The following is a 16,593-nucleotide window of genomic DNA, read 5'->3' on the forward strand; positions in this document are numbered from 1 at the left end:
GTTTTCGCACTCACGACCACGTGCCGGTGCGGGTGCCGCGCGGATTACAAGGTGAAGCCGGTCGGGAACGGGTCGGTCGGGTCCAGCAGGTACTGGGCCATGCCGGTGATCCAGGCCCGGCCGGTGATGGTCGGCACCACCGCGGGCCGGTCGCCGACCTGCGCGGTGTCCACCAGCCGCCCGATGAACCGGGTGCCGATCAAGGATTCGTTGACGAAGTCCACATCCAGGTCGAGCAGCCCGCGGGCGTGCAGCTGCGCCATCCGGGCGGAAGTGCCGGTGCCGCAAGGAGATCGGTCGAACCAACCCGGGTGGATCGCCATCGCGTGCCTGGAGTGCTTGGCGTCGCTGCCCGGCGCTTCCAGGTAGACGTGCTTGCACCCGGCTATCCCGGCGTCCACCGGGTGTTGCGGCCGCCGCTGCTCGTTGATGGCCGCCATGATCGCCAGACCGGCGTCCAGCATCCGGCCCTTCTCGGCCTTGTCGAAGGGAATTCCGAGGTCGGCCAGCGATGTGATGGCGTAGAAGTTGCCGCCGAAGGCCATGTCGTAGCGGACCGCGCCGATCCCCGGCACCTCGACCGCGGCGTCCAGCTCCACCGCGAACGACGGCACGTTGCGGATGGTCACCGATTCGGCCTGCCCGTCGCGGACCGCCACATCGGCCACCACCAGACCCGCCGGGGTGTCCAGCCGGACGGTGGTGACCGGCTCGGCCACCTCCACCATCCCGTTCTCCACCAGCACGGTGGCCACCCCGATGGTGCCGTGCCCGCACATCGGCAGGCAGCCGGAGACCTCGATGTAGATGACGCCCCAGTCCGCGTCCTCGCGGGTCGGCGGCTGCAAGATCGCGCCGCTCATCGCCGAGTGCCCGCGCGGTTCGTTGACCAGCAACTGCCGGATGTGGTCGAGGTTGTCGACGAAGTACCGCCGCTTGTCGGCCATCGTCGCACCCGGCACCACGCCGACACCACCGGTGATCACCCGCGTCGGCATGCCCTCGGTGTGCGAGTCGACGGCGCTGAAGTAACGACGCGAACGCATCACTTCTCCCTGGTACGCAAGTATTCGACGGCGCGCCGCATGTCCTCGTCGACCTGCGCGAGCATCTCCTCGGGCAGCGGTCCGCGCGGCGGACGGCAGGGCCCGCCGAAGCGGCCGACGATCTCCATGCCGCGCTTGATGGCTTGCACGAACTCGGTGCGCGAATCCCACCGGAACGCCGCCACCAGCGGCTCGTACAGCGCGCGCGCCTCCTCGACCTTGCCCTGCCGCGCCAGCTCGTAGAGCCGCACCGATTCGGCCGGGAAGACGTTCGGGAACCCGGCGAACCAGCCGCCCGCGCCCATCAGCAGCGACTCCAGCGCCACGTCGTCGGCACCGGCCACCACGTTCAGCCCCGGCGCCTGCTCGCGGATCTCCAGCACCCGCCGCACGTCGCCGGAGAATTCCTTGATCGCCACGATGTTGTCGATCTCGGCGATCTTGCGCACCAGGTCGGGGGTGAGGTCGACCTTGGTGTCGATGGGGTTGTTGTAGACCATCACGGGCAGGCCGACGGCCGCGACCTGCTCGAAGTGGTGCAGCACCTCGCCGTGGTTGGCGCGGTAGAGCGTCGGCGGCAGGCACAGCAGCCCGTCCGCGCCGTCCTCGGCCGCCAGCTCGGCCCACTGCCGCGCCTCGTGCGCGCTGGGCGCGTGCACGCCGACGACGACCGTGGCCCGGTCCCCGACCGCCGCGATCGCGGTCTGCGCCGCCTTGCGGCGTTCCTCGCGGGTCAGCGAGGAGTACTCGCCGAGCGAACCGTTGGGGCCGACACCGTGGCAACCGCTGTCCACCACCCAGCGGCAGTGCTCCGCGAAGCGGTCGTAGTCGACCCGCAGTCCGGCCGGTGCCGAAGCGTCTTCGGCGTAGGGCAGCGCGGTTGCGACGATGACACCGCCAAGGTCCTTGCTGGAGCTCACTTTTCCTCCTCGTTGCGGGTTGGGATGCTGGCCAGGTCGGCGAGCCGGATGGGGGCCGCGATCGGCCGACGGGCGGGTGTTTCGGGGTCCGGAAGCGGCTCGCCCAACAGCTTCTCGGTGAGATCGGTCGCGTTGCGCCCGCAGATCCGGCCCTGGCAGGGCCCGAGTCCAACGCGGCACAGCAGCTTCAAGGACCGCGCGCTGTGCGCGCCGCGCTGCACGACCGCCTCTTCCAGCGCGCGGTACGGCACTTCTTCGCACCGGCAAACCAGCGTGTCCGGTTTCAGCCACTCCGACCAGCCCGATCCGATCGGGTGCGACCGGGCGAGCGCCCGCGCGAAATTCCGTCCACTTCGGACCTCCATGAGCGAGTGCCGCGCCTGCTCCGCCACCTCGTCCCAGGTGGTGGCCCCGGCGTGCACGGCGGCGGCGAACCCGGCGACGGCGCCTTCGGCGGCGGCGAGGTCGGCGCCGCCGATCCCGGTCGCCTCACCGGCCGCGAAGACTCCCCGCGCGGAAGTCCGCTGCGCCGCATCCACCTCGACGAACCCGTCGACGATGCGGCAGCGGGCGGCCAACGCCAGCTCCAGCTGCGGTACGAATCCGTGTCCGACGCACACCGCGTCGACTTCGATCCGGCGTTGGGTGCCCGGAATGGGCCGCCACGCCGAGTCCACTTTGGCCGTCACCACGGTCCGCACCCGGTCGTCGCCGAGTGCCGCGACGACGGCGCTGCGGATCCGGTACGGCACCCGGCCGGCGAACCTGGCCGCATACCCCACCAGTTCGCGGAGCTTGCCGAACTGCCCGGCGACCGCCGCCGACTGCCGCAGCCAGGCGGCCGGGTTCCCGGCCTCCAACACGCCGACGACCTCGGCGCCCACGTCGAGCAGGGATTCGGCCACCGGCAACAGGAACGGCCCGGTCCCGGCCACCAGCACCCGGCGCCCGACCGCGACCCGCTGGCCCTTCGCCATCGCCTGGGCGGCTCCAGCGCTGAACACCCCGGGCAGGTCCCAGCCGGGGAACGGCAGCACCCGGTCGTGCGCCCCGGTGGCCAGCACCAGCGCGTCCGCGCGCAACACCGTCGGTTGGCGATCCGGTGCGTCTGAAGGTCCACTTTGGAGGTAGAGCGCGAGCGGGTCGGGTTCGAGCGCCCACACCGCGCTGCGCGGCAGGTACCGAATCCGCGGATGCGCCAGGAGTTCGTCGCGAAGGTCCAGGAACTCCTGCCAACCGTGCTGGATGCGCTCGGGCCGCTGCGCCGAGAACTGCTCGGGGAGCTGCCGGTGGAACTGCCCGCCGAGCTGTTCGGCGGAGTCGACCAGCACCACGTCGGCACCGGCCCGCGCAGCTCGCACCGCGGCATTCATGCCCGCGGGCCCGCCGCCGACGACCACGACGCTCATGACGCACCTCCCGGCAGTTCCGCGCCGCGCTGCGTGCGGATGACATCGCCGGGCGCCACAACGCGTTGGCAGGCCCGCACATCCGGCACGTCGTTGACGACCAGCAGGCAGTCGAAGCACGCCCCGATACCGCAGAACAGTCCGCGTGGCCGCGCGTGCTGCCTGGTGCTGCGCCACGAGGTGCGGCCGATCGACATCAACACCGCCGCCACCGTCTGACCGGCCCGCGCACCGACCGGCTCGCCGTCCACCTCGACGGCGAACTCGGGCGCGTACTGGGGGCGCACCGGATCTTGCCGGTCCGGTACCAGGAACGGGCCTGTCACCCGCTCACCTCCTCGATCAGTTCGGGACGGTCCACCCGGAACGGCGCCGGGTCGACGTGCGGCGGGCGGCCGGTGTACAGCTCGGCGAGCAGCTGCCCGGTCGCGGCGGCGAGCCCCACCCCGGCGCCCTCGTGCCCGGTCGCGTGCCACAGCCCGGGGATTCGGGGATCCGCGCCGATGACCGGCAGGTGGTCCGGCGCGTACGGCCGGAAGCCGCCGTAGGCGCGCAGCACCGGAACCCGCCCCAGCACGGGGAACAACGTGGTGGCCTTGCGCGCGATTTCGCGCAGCACGCGGGTGCGGACGGTGTCGTCGAAACCGATGCGTTCGCGGCTCGACCCGATCAGCACGGTGCCCGCCTGGGTGCTCTCCACCACGGTGGAGGTCTGCAGTTCGGCGTCCCCGCTTTCCACCGCGCCGACGTAGTCGGCGTCGTAGACCTTGTGCCGCACCGTGCCCGGCGGCACCGGCGCGGTCACCAGCACCATGCCCCGGCGCGGCAGGACCGTGATCGGTGCTCCGGCGGCACGAGCGAATTCCCCGGCCCACGGCCCGCACGCGTTGACAACCGCCGCGCAGGACAGAAACCCGTCGCCGGTGCGCACGCCGGTCACGCGGCCGTCGCGACCGAGCAGCACGCCGGTGGCCGGGGTTGCCGAACGCACCGTGCCGCCACGCCGCCGCACCGCCGCGAGCAGTGCCGAGGCCGCGAGAACCGGCTGCACCTGGGCGTCCTCGGGATAGTGCACGGCCAGCGACACGTCCCGCGTGAGGTGCGGTTCGAGGTCGAACACCGCACCGGGGGGCAGCACCCGCGCATCAACGCCCGCGTCGCGCTGTCCCGCGGCGAACTCGGTCAGCGCCGCTGCTCCGTCCACTGTGGTCGCCGCGACGACGCCGCCTTTGGCCTCCCACTCGAAATCCGCGATGTCGCCGAGTTCTTCGCGCAGGCTCCGGGCCAGTTCCGGCCAGCGTCGACGGCTCGCCTGCGCCAGTTGGAGTTCCGCGCCCGGCGGTTTGTCCGACACGAGCACGTTGCCCTCGCCAGAAGCCGTCGTGCCCGCCGCGGGCGCACCGCGATCCAGCACGGTGACGACGAATCCGGCCGCGCTGAGCGCCTCGGCGCACGCCGCACCGACGATTCCGGCACCGACGATCACGACGTCGGGGAACTGCCCCATGACCACCACCATCGTTCACTAAAATGAACGCTACAGACGTTAGGTCCCGAGCCGACCCGGGTCAACCCCAGGATGCGGGCGGATCGGCCGGGCAGCCGCCTAACCGCCGAGCCCTAACCGCCGACCATCGGGTGGTGGCGCAGCATCGGGCTGTCGGTCTCACTGGGATATTCCAGCAACAACACCGAGGTCACCGGGCCGCCAACCGTCTCGTAGGTGTGCGACACCTGCGCCGGGAAGCAGACGTAGTCGCCCGGCCCCAGTTCGTACGGCGCGTCGGCCGGGCCGACCCGCAGCGTTCCCTCGGTGACCACGACGTGCTCGCGGCCCGGGTGCCCGTCGGAATGCTGCACCTCGCCGGGCCGAACCCGCTGGTCGTAGACCTCCAGCACCGACGAGGTCAGGTCGAGTCGGCGCAGCATCCGCAGGTCGACGGCGTTGCTGCTGAGCACCTCCAGCCCGGCCGACCGCACCAGCACCACGTCCGGCTCGGGGCGCTCGGTCAGCAGGGTCGAGACCGGCACCTGCAAAGCGTTCGACAAACTGAACACGGTTTGGATGGTCGGGTTACCGACGCCGGACTCCAGCTGGGACAGCGTGCCCTTGGCGATCCCGGAGCGGCGCGCCACCTCCGACAGGGACAGGGCCTGCTCGGCGCGCAGCGCGCGCAGATTGGCCGCCAACATCCGAACGGCCTCCACCTGCGACATCCAGACCTCCCGAAACCAACACCTCCCCGCAGCCTAACCGGGCCGCCCCTCCGCGCCGCCCACTCCATGGCAGGCACCGCCGCACAGCCATTCGGAAGAATCGTGCGCTTTCCGCTGTGAAGTGATCACTTTTGCGGTTTCTTCCCGCGACTTCCGTGGTAGTCGATCGTGGCCGGTAGCAGTTGCAGCGGACGTGCCAGACTGATTCGCTGTAACCGCTGGCCCTCAGGCACCGAGACTGGGCGCACGAACACTTCCGGACGACGCGGCATCGACCACCTCCACGATCACATCACCGTGCGAGGACAGGATGTCTTAACGCCTTCGGATCACGATCAATGAGGAGATGCAGATACCGGTCTACTTCGTCATGGTCATCCTTGAAGACGGTGACCCTGACAAGTGGCTGAAGCACGTGGACGACGGCACGTTCCATCACACGGCTGCCTACTGTTGTGATGCTGGGACTCTCCGCGGTCAGCCAGGAGTCAGGTCTTGCCTCAGGCATGCGTCGTGGTGAGCCGTGACGGCCGCCGGATCATCGCGTTACTGCCCGTACGCCAACGCCTTCCTCGACAATCCGGACCTGGCGCAAATCAAGGTCAACGCCGTCACGCCGGGGTACACCGCCACCGATCTCAACGGCTTCAACGGCGTGCGCACCACCGACGAGGGCGCCCGAGCCTCGGTGTACTGGGCCACCGTCGGCGACGACGGCGCGACCGGAGGATTCTTCAACGACGAGGGCCGTCTACCGTCGTGACCCGCTGCCGTGGGAAGTGTTGGCTCAGATGGCGCCAGCACGGAGTAGTTCTCTGCGGGCAGGGTCGACGGGCTGAGCGGCCCGAGGGTTGAAATACGGATCCCTGAAAAGGCTTGTGTCAGTCGGCGGCCCGGCAGATCAGGCGCACGAGCCGTCCGACCCGGTCGCGGAAGTCGGTGCGCGTCGCGGCCTGGTGTTTCCAGGACAGGCTGGCGGCGAAGAGGATGTCCGTTACCTGGTCTGCCGTGAGGTCTTCGGTGAGCACTCCGGGTGGAGCCAGCGAGGTGATCGCCGCACCGAGGGCGGCCTGCCCCTTCTCCTGGTAGTCGTGGAGCATCGAGCCCAACTGCGCTTCGCTGCTCTCCAATAGCTGGTCGATGTCCCGGGCCACCTGGGTCTCGACGTACTGCCCGATCAGCTCGTCCAGCGCCTCGACGATCCGCCGCTCGAAGCTCAGCGTCTCGTCGGCAAGATGCGTCTCCGCCGCGTCTTGGGCCCTCTGCAGAACACCTTGCATCGTGGCCCGATACAGCTCGTCCTTGCTGGAGAAGAGCAGATACAAGCCAGGGCGGGAGATATTCGCCGCCTTCGCGACCGCGTCCATCGACGTCTTCTTGAACCCATACCGTCCGAACACGCCGAGAGCCGCCGTCATCACGGCACCCAGCTTGGGGTCGTCATGTCGCACTGCCGGACTGCTCACACCACACATGATAGACATAGTGACGAAATTTGTCTACAATGTTCGATTTCGCTGCTCGGGCAGGCATAACCGAGCCGCCCAGACGGCCGAGCGGAATTGGCCGATGGCAAGGTCCACGCCCTGGCGCGCATGGGCCTCTTCGCCGGGCGCCGCGCGGACGGGCCCGGGATGTCGATGCCGGTATCGACGACCACACCGGCGGCGTCGGTGCCGGTAATCAGTGGCAGGGTGGCGGGCAAGATCTCGGCGAGCATTCCGCTGCGGATTTTCCAGTCGACCGGGTTGACGCCGACGGCGCGCACTTTGATCCGAACCTGCCCCGGCCGTGGCTCGGCGATGTCCGCGATCTCCAGGACGTCCGGAGTTCCGTACTCCGCGAACTGTGCCGCCTTCATTGTCGTCCCGCTTTCCTGTTTGCTGGCACTTCCACCTGCAACCGCCCCCGCCCCGTGCCTCGCCGTCGGACGGCGACGCGGTCGAGGGGATCCGTGGTGCGTCGCAGGCCCAGCTCGTCGAGCTGGCCGAGGCGGAGCCGCTCCACGTGCGGCGAGGCGAGGCCGCATGATCCGTATCCGTGTACGAGTGCGCCGCCACGGCGACCGCGTGCTGCTCGTCGACGAGCTCCGCGGATTCGGGCTATGCGCCGTATCCGCCGTCGACCCTCAGCACCGCGCCGGTCACGTACGAGGCCTGCGGACTGGCGAGGAAGACGACACCCGCGGCGATCTCCTCGGGCCTGCCGTAGCGCCCCATCGCGGTGGTCGGGAGGAACACCGACGCCAAGGGGCCATCGGCGGGATTCATATCGGTGTCCACGAACCCGGACTGGATGATGTTGACCGTGATGCCCCGATGCGCGAGATCGCGTGCGGCGCCCCGACTGTAGCCCTCCAGCGCCGACTTGGTTCCGGCGTAGTCAGTCATTCCGGGGAAGCCCACGCGGGTCCCCACGCCGGAGCTGATGCTGACGATGCGACCGCCTTCGGGAAGCAGCGGGTACGCCGCCCTGATCGCGGCCACGACGCTGGTGTAGTTGATGGCGAGCTGGCGGTCGAAGGCGGCAGTGTCGGCTTGGTCGCTGTCGATCGGTGCGGCGACGGTGACTGCCGCGTTGTTGACCAGGATGTCCAGCTTGCCGAAGTGCTCCACCACGGCGTGGATGAGGCCCACGGCCTGTGCGGCGTCCGCCTGGTCGGCCTGGAACGCCGCCGCGCGCACGCCTTTGCCCTCCAGTTCGGCGACCACGGTCTTGGCTTGGTCGGCCGAGGACGAGTAGCCGATCGCGATATCGGCTCCCTCGTCGGCCAGGGCAAGCGCCGTCGCCGCTCCGATCCCACGCGATCCGCCGGTCACGATGGCCACTTTGTTGTCCAGCTTTCCCATTTGCTTCCCCATTTCTTGACGTAACCAGCTCTGTTACATCGGTGTGAGTGTTACGGAGGGCCGCTGACGGCTCCCGCCCTGAAGGGGCCGAAACGGGTAGGGCGACTCCGAGAGGCGAGTTCTTGACCGTACGGTCCACCATAGAAGTTGTGGACCATACCGTCAAGAATCGATATTCTGACCGCATGGCCCGTCCACGATCGTTCGATGAGCAGCGTGTGGTGCACGCGGTCCGTGACCAGTTCTGGAATGCCGGCTATGCCGCGACGTCCCTGGAAGACCTGATGCGGGTCAGCGGGCTGGGCAAGGGCAGCCTCTACGCCGCGTTCGGCGACAAGCATCAACTCTTCCTCCGGGCGCTGCGCAGCTACACCGACGACAGCCATGGGTATCTGCGGGAGGCGCTCGCCGCCGCTCCCCGGGCCTTGGATGCGCTACGCGAATTCGTCATCGCACCGGCCTGCGACCCCAGCGGCTCGGCCGCGCGACGCGGTTGCCTGATGGCCAACACCACCTACGAGCTCGCCAGCGCCGATCCGGAGGTGCTCGCACAGGCCCACCACACCTACGAAACGACCACCGCACTGGTTGCCGACTGCGTGGCACGCGCCCAGCGCGAAGGCGACGTGCCGGCCGACGCAGACCCGACCGCGATGGCGCGGGCCCTGTTGGCCGCGCAACAAGGATTGGTGTTCATGGGCCGAACAGGCATGGACATCGACACGCTGGCGGCCACCGCACGAACGCTCGCCGACCAACTCCTGCCCGACCCGACTGACCGCTGAATCCCGGTCACCAGGCAAAATTGGCGGACCTCGCCCATCCCCACCGACATCCCGGAACCTGCCGCAGGACGTGCCCGAACGCAGGTGGCCGCCGACCGCGGGCCACGCCCGTGCGATCAGGCAACGACCGGACGGGACGTCCCCGGTGTCCAGCCCCGAAAGCGACGGGTTCAGGTGGCGATCTGCTGGCCGCCGTCGACGACGAGTTGACTCCCCGTGATCCAGGAGGCTCGTGGTGAGACGAGGAAGAGCACGGCTTCGGCGATGTCGGAGGGAACTCCGTTGCGTCCCAGCGGGATGGACTGGGCGATGGTTTCGACCGGGAAGCCGTAGGCGTCGGCCATGGTCTGGCGGATGAGGTCTGCGCCGGGGGTGGTGACGTTGCCGGGGATGACCACGTTGACCCGCACGTCCTTCGGGGCGAGCTCGGCCGCCAAGGCCTTGCTGTATGCCTCCAGCGCGGCCTTGGCGGCCGCGTAGTGCGCCAGCGGCGGAGAAACGCCGAGGGTGACGCCGGAGGAGATGTTGACGATCGCGGCGTCGGGGGCCTTGATCAGTGACGGCAGCAACACCGACTCCGGCGAGCGCGCCGCCGCTGAGATCAAGGCGAGCACCGGGCGCGACGACGTCCAAGTCGCTCACGTCGATCTGGCGGACCGGTCGACCATCGACGCATTCGTGACCGGGTGGAGCGGTCCGCTGGACGTCCTCGTGAACAACGCCGGAATCATGGCCCTGCCCGAACTCACCAGGACCCCGGAAGGCTGGGAGGCGCAGTTCGCGACCAACCACCTTGGCCACGCCGCCCTGACCCTAGGCCTGCACGACGCGCTCGCCGCCGCGCAGGGCGCCCGGGTCGTCGTCGTCAGCTCCTCCGCCCATCTGATGGCCCCGGTGGACTTCGACGACATCCACTTCGACTCCCGCGCCTATGAAGCCTGGTCCGCCTACGGCCAGTCGAAGACGGCGACCATCCTGTTCACCGTCGCCATGGCCAAGAAATGGGCCGCCGACGACATCACCGCCAACGCGCTGCACCCCGGCGGCATCATGACCAACCTCCAGCGCCACCTCGACGAAACGCAACTGCGCTTCGTGGGCGCGATGGACGACCAAGGCCACCCCCTGGACGTGCCCCCAGGGTGGAAGACCCCGCAGCAGGGCGCGGCCACCTCCGTCCTGCTGGCCGCCTCCCCCCACATCCAAGGGGTGACCGGACGCTACTTCGAGGACTCCAACGAGGCCATCGTCGTCACCGAGCCTGGCAACGGCATGAGCGGAGTCGCCCCCTACGCCCTGGACGCGAAAACCGCGGACCGCCTCTGGGACAAGACGATTCGGCTTCTTCAGCGCTGACCACGACAGCCGCCGCGCCCGTGGCGGCGCCGCGCCCTTGACGCCTACGCCGATACGCCTGTCGGGCAGACACCCGACCGCGACTAGCTAGATCGCCAGCCGTAGCTGGCCAACTCCGCAAGGCGTAGCGGTTCCAGCTGGACCACTGCGGCGACGGTCGGCACGTCCCGCTGCTCGACCGCATCTCGGTATTCGCGCTCGCAGCCTCATCGCGAGGTCGGAACATTGCTTTGGTGGGCACCTGATCTTGTTTGACGGCACTCCGTCCAGATGCGGTTGGTGAATCGACCAAACCTGGCGAAGCGATCCACCTGAAGAGGTCAAAACCGAGATCAGGTGCCCGCCGATTACGGCTGGGGGAATTGCGCCGCGTAGGTTTGGACCGCCGCGGTGATGGCTTGGAGGTTGCGGTCGAGGGCTTGGACGTCGACGTTCTCGACCGTGTCGCAGGACTGGTGGTAGCAGGAGTCGAAGGCCTCGCCCGCCTGACCGCCCCACTTCTCCGCCTGCTCGGCGGTCTTGGACCCCTCGGCGCCGGTGAAGGTGCCGCCAGCCGGGATGCCGACCTCGATGAACGGGCCGTAGTCGGAGCGGCCGTCGAAGTCGGTGCCCTCGGTGGCCACCCCGGCGGTGCCGAGCGCGTCGCCCAGCAACTGCTCGATCTGCGCCGAGCCCTCCGGGCCCGGGCCCGCGCCTTCCCCGTCGGAATCGTCGCCGTCGTAGGTGAAGTAGCCCGCGTTGGGCGAGCCGACCATGTCGAAGTTCAGGTAGGCGACGATCTTGTCGAGCTCGGCCTCGGGAAGCGTCTGCACGTAGTGCGTCGAGCCGACGAGACCTTGCTCTTCCGCACCCCAGAACGCGAAGCGCAGCTTGTTCGTCGGGGTCGCGCCGCTGGCGGCGTAGTCCAGCGCCGCTTGCAGGATCGCCGCGGATCCGGTGCCGTTGTCGTTGATGCCGGGGCCCGCGCCGACGCTGTCCAGGTGCGCACCGAACATCACCACGCTGTTGGCGTCACCGCCGGGTGTTTCGGCGAGCAGGTTGTAGGTCGTGCCGCCGATGGCGTCGAATTCCTGGATCGTGGTGGTGAATCCGGCACCGTCGAGCTGCGCTTTGACGTAGTCCAGCGAAGCCTGGTAGCCGGGCTGACCGGCCGCCCGGTTGCCGCCGTTGGCCTCGGCGATGGCCTGCAACTCCTGCAGGTGCTCCTGCACGGCAGCAACACCGGTCATCGGCGCGCTGGCCATCGGGGCGCTGGCCGCGGTCGCCGGTAACACCAGGGCGGATGCCGCAGCCAGTGCCGCTGCGGTCGCCAGTAGTGATCGTTTCGGCATGCTGCGTCCTTCCGTCGGTAGATCCACTCCTGCGAGCGGAACGTAACGACGGAGTCGCAGGCCGAAGGTGGTTTGACGGGAACTCGCCTCGACTGTCCGAAACGCGTTTTTCCCGGATTCACGGCTTGAAACCGACCCGCTCGGGCGGCTGAGCGTCAGCCCGCGCCGGACCGGCAACCGATCCACCACACCGAATACCGAAAACCCGCGCCCTTGACCTCCACTTTGATCGAGGTCCTAGCGTTCGCGGTGGTGAGTGCGGATGCGGCCCGCGCTCACGACACCGGAACCAACGCAGGGAGCACGGCATGCACGCGATTCGGCAGCACGAGTTCGGTCCAGCGGAGGTCCTCCGCCACGAGGAGGTCCCCGACCCGCATCCCGGTCCCGGACAGGTCCGCATCGAGGTGGCATACGCCGGAATCCACGTGCTGGACACGATGATCCGGCAGGGACTGCAGGGACCGTTCCCGCAGCCGGAGTTGCCGATGATCCCCGGCCGCGAAGTCGCGGGAGTCGTCGACGAGCTCGGCGAGGGCGTCGACGAGCAGTGGTTGGGGCGACGCGTCGTCGCCCACCTCGGCCAGGCCAGCGGCGGTTACGCCGAGCTCGCCGTGCGCGACGTCGAGGCGGTGCAGGTGCTGCCCGACAACGCCGATTTCGCCGCAGCGGTGGCGATGATCGGCACCGGGCGAACCACGATGGCCATCTTGCGCATCGCGCAGCCGACGGCCGATGACGTCGTGCTGATCACCTCGGCGGCCGGTGGTATCGGCGCCCTGCTGGTGCAGCACGCCCGCAACATCGGCGCGACCGTGGTGGGTGCGACGGGCAGCCCCGCCAAGGTCGACAAGGTGCGGGAACTCGGCGCGGACCTGGCCGTCGACTACACCGCGCCGAACTGGGCGCAGCAGGTGCGCGATGCCCTCGACGGGCGCGCCGTGAGCCTGGTGCTCGACGGCGCGGGCGGCGCCTACGGGCGGGCGGCGTTCGACCTGCTCGGCGTCAGCGGCCGAATCGCCATGTACGGCAGGGAATTCGGCGAGCACCGGTTCACCTCCGACGACCTGCTCGGCCGCGCGCTGACCGCAACGGTCGCCCTCGGCCCGAACCTGCTGAAGGCGCCCGGCGGGATGCGGGCCCTGGAGAACGAGGCGCTGGCCGCGCTCGCCGACGGCAGCCTGGTGCCGCTGGTCAACCCGCCGTTCACGTTGGCCGACGCCGCGCGGGCACATGCCGCGCTGGAGAACCGCGAAACCCACGGCAAGGTGGTGCTGCGGCCGCAACTGTGAGGCGATGTTCGCCCGATAGGGGGTTGCGCGGCGCCCGAAGGCCGACGTGTTCGGGCCGCATCTCAACGTCCGCTTGCCTTCTCACGCACTCGTTACCCGCGCCGCAGCGGAAACTCGCTACTATTCGGTGATCAAGATCGTATGGCGGACACCGTCCGGCTTGTCGTAAGGTCCGGGCCCGGTTTGGATCAACCCTCGCAGGGAGGTACCGCCCGTGGAACAGGTGGTTCTGCTCGACGAATCCGGTCGCTCGATCGGTGTCGAGGACAAGGCGGCCGTGCACCACCAGGACACGCCACTGCACCTCGCCTTCTCCTGCTACGTGTTCAACGACCAAGGCGAATTCCTGCTCACCCAGCGCGCGCACCACAAGCGCACCTGGCCGGGCGTGTGGACCAACACCTGTTGCGGGCATCCCGCACCCGAGGAGGACATGCGAGCGGCGATCACCCGGCGGCTGGGCGAAGAACTCGGTCTCTCGGTGCGGAGCCTGGAACTGGCGCTGCCCGGCTTCCGCTACCGCGCGGTGATGCCCAACGGCGTGGTGGAGAACGAGATGTGCCCGGTGTTCGTGGCGTTCACCGAGGACAGTCCGGAACCGAATGCCGAAGAAGTCGCCGAGACCCGCTGGGTGGACTGGAAGCAGTTCAGCACCGAGGTGGTCTCGGGCGAGGCGAACGTTTCCCCGTGGTGCGAGTCGCAGGTCCGCCAACTGAGCGAGCTCGGTGCCGAGCCAGCGCACTGGCGCAAGGGCGACCCGGCGATGCTGCCGCCCGCAGCACTCGTCGGCTAGCGCCGATCGGCTCTAAGAGGGTGCGCGGGTTGGTTTGGGTGGCGGTGCGGGTAGCGGAACCTCGGTGCCTGTTTTTGAAGTGGTCGTGTCGGGCCGTCCACCTCGGGTGAGGTGGGCGATTTCGCGCGAAATCGCCGTCTCCCACGCGGGGCGGGCGGCGATTTCGCGCGAAATCGCCAGGTCTGCCACCCGCACCGCCACGCAAAACGAGTTCGAAGACAGGCCCTCAGAGGCCTTCTCGACTGCGGGATCCCCGACATCACGTATGTCCAATACGCCACGTCGGGGCTGTCCTCGCGAGATAACTCGGGGTGCGGGGTGTCCCCGCATGGCACTGCCTGAGAACCCGCGGCGGTGCCAGCTGCGAGGGTGGTGGAAAGCGGCTCACGCCGCTTACCTGACGACCACCCTCGCCACGCCCAATCCACGCGAGCTCTAAGGCTCGTGAGTGACCATCGCGGTGCGAACCGGGATTTTCGCTCACGAGCACGCGCTGCCGAACCCCCGCTGGTGCGTCACCGCGCGGCCGCTGCGGGCTTCGGCCGCAGATCTCGCGACCAGCTCCACTCACCCGGCTCCGGCGCGCCGACCAGTTTCATCCCCGCGCCGCGCAGCGTCCGCGCGATCGGCGTGTTGTCCACGTGGGTGTGCGCGGTGAGCGTGCCGATCCCCAGTTCCTCGGCCTGCTCGATCAGCTTGCGCGCCAAGATCGTGCCGACGCCGTGGCGCTGCCAATCGTCGCGGACCAGCAGCGCCAGCTCCCCGCAATCGCCGTCGTACATCAGGTTCCCCATGCCGATCACGTCGCCGTCCGGGGCCAGCGCCAACAGCGATCGGCCCAGTGCCGGGGTGAGCAGCCGCTGCAGGCCGCGCTCGCCCCGCGCTGGGCCGGGGCCGAAGTAGCGCCGGAAGCGGGCTGCGCTGGAACAGCGCGCGTGGAAGGCCGAAACCAAATCCACATCCGCCCGGTCCGCTGGCCGGATCGTCAAGTCCACCCCGCCGGGCGTGCGCGCGGTGTCCGCGACCGGCCGCACCCGCGCCCGGCAACTCGCGGCCAACTCCACCATCGCCCGCGCCCTCGCGAACTCCGCCGGGGTGAACGAGCCACCGGGTCGCGCCAGCACCAGCACCCCGCCGCCGGGCTCCGCCAGGCACATCGCGCCACCGGTGAACGAACCGATCTCCAGCGGCGGTTCCGGCTCCTCCTGCCAGTGGATCTCAACGTGCCCGACCAAGGCGCGCAGCGCCCGCACCAGATCGGTGCGGCCGTTGACCAGATCGATGGCCAGGTTCGCGGTCCGGGTGGGCACGTCGTCGAGCTCGCGCACCTCCGCGCGCGTCGCGGTGACGTCGTGCCCACCGGCCGCCACGACGGCCTCGACCAGCTCCTTGCGGCTCACCCGCGTCGGCACGTGCAGCAGCACCTCGTCAACCACGCCACCGGCGACCGGGTGCACCTGCATGGTCCGGATGTCCGCGCCGAGCGCGGCCAGCCCACCGGCCAACCTCGCCAACCGGCCGGGTGTGTCGGTGACCGAGGCGCGCAGCCGCCACAGCGTCTGCGGCACGTTCACGGCTTCCGGGAGCGGCTCCACCACAGCAGCGGCTGGCGGATGCTGGCGCCGCCACCACCACCGGCCAGCGGCCACCACCAGCAGGGCGGCGCCCGCGCAGAGCAGCACCAGCGAGCCGCGAACCTGGCTGTGCACGCCGGTGACGAACAGGTTCGCCGCCCCGGCGGCCAGCAGCAGCGCGGCCAATTCGACGAGTTCACGGGTCCAGTCCCCGCGCCCGTGGCGATGCTGTCCGGAAGTCATGCCACCATGCTTCCCGAGCCGTGTTTCCCGCACTTGACCAGCGATGACCGCAGCGTTAACGGGCAGAGCTCACATCGGGATCACCGGGTATTGCCCAGCCCTCGGGCCTTCCACGGCGCCGCCGTCAGCGGGACTTCTGACCGTAGCCCGCGAACAGTTCCGCGCAGCGAGCCAGCTCCGCATCGCTGAGCAGGCTCGGATCACCGGCTCTGCTGGCGGTCAGCCACAGCTCGCACAGCCACTCCAGCTGCCTAGCCCGGTTGTAGGCCTGCGACAGGTCGTCGCCGATGGTGATCGTCCCGTGGTTGCGGAGGATGCAGCCGGTGCGGCCGCGCAATGCCGCCGACATCGACTCGGCCAGCTGATCGCTGCCGAAGGTCGCGTACTCCGCCACCGCGACGGCACCGCCGAACTCGGCGAGCTGGTAGTGCACCGCCGGAACATCGTTGCGCAGCAAGGACAACGCGGTGGCGTGCAGCGAATGCGTGTGCACCACTGCCCCCGCGTCGTGGCGCCGGTAGGCCATCAGGTGCATCGGGAGTTCGGAGGTGGGCTTGAGCTCGCCCGCCACCATCTCGCCGCTGAGGTCCACCACCGGAATGTCGGCCACCCGCAATGCGTCGTAGTCGACGCCCGACGGTGTCACCGCCACCAGATCACCCCAGCGGACCGACACGTTGCCGGAGGTGCCGACCACCAGCCGGTCCGCCGTCATCCGGCGGGCGATGGCGATGACCTCGGCCCGCTGGTCGGCCAGCTGCGAACTGCCGTTGCTCAC

At 69.4% G+C, this 16,593-nt stretch carries 18 protein-coding genes; 5 read left to right on the forward strand and 13 right to left on the reverse strand.

Annotated elements, in window-relative coordinates:
* Window positions 1-44 precede the first annotated feature (44 nt).
* From ACTWQN_RS35920 to ACTWQN_RS35945, 6 genes are all read right to left on the reverse strand, one after another.
* Window positions 45-1,046, reverse strand: a complete 1,002-nt coding sequence (locus ACTWQN_RS35920) for a proline racemase family protein (RefSeq protein WP_443208130.1) — start codon at window positions 1,044-1,046, stop codon at window positions 45-47.
* Window positions 1,046-1,966: a dihydrodipicolinate synthase family protein gene (locus ACTWQN_RS35925; protein ID WP_443208131.1), complete on the reverse strand. Its 921-nt coding sequence runs from the start codon at window positions 1,964-1,966 to the stop codon at window positions 1,046-1,048. The genes ACTWQN_RS35920 and ACTWQN_RS35925 overlap by 1 nt, the downstream gene beginning before the upstream one ends.
* Complete coding sequence (locus tag ACTWQN_RS35930; RefSeq protein WP_443208132.1) at window positions 1,963-3,375, reverse strand: FAD-dependent oxidoreductase; 1,413 nt, start codon at window positions 3,373-3,375, stop codon at window positions 1,963-1,965. Before ACTWQN_RS35930 ends, ACTWQN_RS35925 begins: the two co-directional genes overlap by 4 nt.
* A complete protein-coding gene (locus ACTWQN_RS35935) occupies window positions 3,372-3,662 on the reverse strand; it encodes a (2Fe-2S)-binding protein (protein ID WP_443208183.1) in 291 nt (96 codons plus the stop codon). The genes ACTWQN_RS35930 and ACTWQN_RS35935 overlap by 4 nt, the downstream gene beginning before the upstream one ends.
* 35 nt (window positions 3,663-3,697) lie before the next feature.
* Window positions 3,698-4,882, reverse strand: a complete 1,185-nt coding sequence (locus ACTWQN_RS35940; protein WP_443208133.1) for an NAD(P)/FAD-dependent oxidoreductase — start codon at window positions 4,880-4,882, stop codon at window positions 3,698-3,700.
* Between the two features lie 113 nt (window positions 4,883-4,995).
* Window positions 4,996-5,592 carry a helix-turn-helix domain-containing protein gene (locus ACTWQN_RS35945; protein ID WP_443208134.1) on the reverse strand — a complete coding sequence of 199 codons (597 nt, stop codon included), beginning with the start codon at window positions 5,590-5,592 and terminating at the stop codon, window positions 4,996-4,998.
* A 523-nt stretch (window positions 5,593-6,115) separates the two neighbouring features.
* On the opposite strand from ACTWQN_RS35945, the gene ACTWQN_RS35950 reads away from it, so the two are divergent.
* Window positions 6,116-6,355, forward strand: a complete 240-nt coding sequence (locus tag ACTWQN_RS35950; protein ID WP_443208135.1) for a Rossmann-fold NAD(P)-binding domain-containing protein — start codon at window positions 6,116-6,118, stop codon at window positions 6,353-6,355.
* Between the two features lie 118 nt (window positions 6,356-6,473).
* Here the strand turns inward: ACTWQN_RS35950 and ACTWQN_RS35955 are convergent, their stop codons facing one another.
* From ACTWQN_RS35955 to ACTWQN_RS35965, 3 genes are all read right to left on the reverse strand, one after another.
* A complete protein-coding gene (locus ACTWQN_RS35955) occupies window positions 6,474-7,043 on the reverse strand; it encodes a TetR/AcrR family transcriptional regulator (protein ID WP_443208136.1) in 570 nt (189 codons plus the stop codon).
* Between the two features lie 11 nt (window positions 7,044-7,054).
* Entirely contained in the window at window positions 7,055-7,453 is a 399-nt protein-coding gene (locus ACTWQN_RS35960) for an alcohol dehydrogenase catalytic domain-containing protein (RefSeq protein WP_443208137.1), read from the reverse strand.
* A gap of 241 nt (window positions 7,454-7,694) precedes the next feature.
* Window positions 7,695-8,441 (reverse strand): SDR family NAD(P)-dependent oxidoreductase, encoded by a 747-nt coding sequence (locus tag ACTWQN_RS35965; protein WP_443208138.1) that lies wholly within the window; start codon window positions 8,439-8,441, stop codon window positions 7,695-7,697.
* A 149-nt stretch (window positions 8,442-8,590) separates the two neighbouring features.
* On the opposite strand from ACTWQN_RS35965, the gene ACTWQN_RS35970 reads away from it, so the two are divergent.
* The gene (locus tag ACTWQN_RS35970) at window positions 8,591-9,226 is read left to right on the forward strand and encodes a TetR/AcrR family transcriptional regulator (protein WP_443208139.1); all 636 of its coding nucleotides are present in this window, start codon (window positions 8,591-8,593) and stop codon (window positions 9,224-9,226) included.
* 170 nt (window positions 9,227-9,396) lie between these two features.
* Here the strand turns inward: ACTWQN_RS35970 and ACTWQN_RS35975 are convergent, their stop codons facing one another.
* Window positions 9,397-9,798 carry an SDR family oxidoreductase gene (locus tag ACTWQN_RS35975; protein WP_443208140.1) on the reverse strand — a complete coding sequence of 134 codons (402 nt, stop codon included), beginning with the start codon at window positions 9,796-9,798 and terminating at the stop codon, window positions 9,397-9,399.
* Here ACTWQN_RS35975 and ACTWQN_RS35980 point away from each other — a divergent pair.
* Complete coding sequence (locus ACTWQN_RS35980) at window positions 9,776-10,582, forward strand: SDR family NAD(P)-dependent oxidoreductase (protein WP_443208141.1); 807 nt, start codon at window positions 9,776-9,778, stop codon at window positions 10,580-10,582. The two genes, ACTWQN_RS35975 and ACTWQN_RS35980, sit on opposite strands and share 23 nt — an antisense overlap.
* Window positions 10,583-10,929: 347 nt before the next feature.
* On the opposite strand, the gene ACTWQN_RS35985 is transcribed toward ACTWQN_RS35980, so the two are convergent.
* The gene (locus tag ACTWQN_RS35985) at window positions 10,930-11,913 is read right to left on the reverse strand and encodes a M28 family metallopeptidase (RefSeq protein ID WP_443208142.1); all 984 of its coding nucleotides are present in this window, start codon (window positions 11,911-11,913) and stop codon (window positions 10,930-10,932) included.
* A 308-nt stretch (window positions 11,914-12,221) separates the two neighbouring features.
* On the opposite strand from ACTWQN_RS35985, the gene ACTWQN_RS35990 reads away from it, so the two are divergent.
* Complete coding sequence (locus tag ACTWQN_RS35990) at window positions 12,222-13,205, forward strand: zinc-binding dehydrogenase (RefSeq protein ID WP_443208143.1); 984 nt, start codon at window positions 12,222-12,224, stop codon at window positions 13,203-13,205.
* A 214-nt stretch (window positions 13,206-13,419) separates the two neighbouring features.
* A complete protein-coding gene (idi, locus tag ACTWQN_RS35995; protein ID WP_443208144.1) occupies window positions 13,420-13,998 on the forward strand; it encodes an isopentenyl-diphosphate Delta-isomerase in 579 nt (192 codons plus the stop codon).
* Window positions 13,999-14,513: 515 nt separating this feature from the next.
* Here idi and ACTWQN_RS36000 read toward each other — a convergent pair.
* Both ACTWQN_RS36000 and ACTWQN_RS36005 read right to left on the reverse strand, forming a co-directional pair.
* The gene (locus ACTWQN_RS36000; protein WP_443208145.1) at window positions 14,514-15,815 is read right to left on the reverse strand and encodes a GNAT family N-acetyltransferase; all 1,302 of its coding nucleotides are present in this window, start codon (window positions 15,813-15,815) and stop codon (window positions 14,514-14,516) included.
* Between the two features lie 124 nt (window positions 15,816-15,939).
* Window positions 15,940-16,593, reverse strand: a complete 654-nt coding sequence (locus ACTWQN_RS36005; protein ID WP_443208146.1) for a class II aldolase/adducin family protein — start codon at window positions 16,591-16,593, stop codon at window positions 15,940-15,942.

This window comes from Saccharopolyspora antiqui (assembly GCF_052246905.1).
GTDB lineage: Bacteria > Actinomycetota > Actinomycetes > Mycobacteriales > Pseudonocardiaceae > Saccharopolyspora.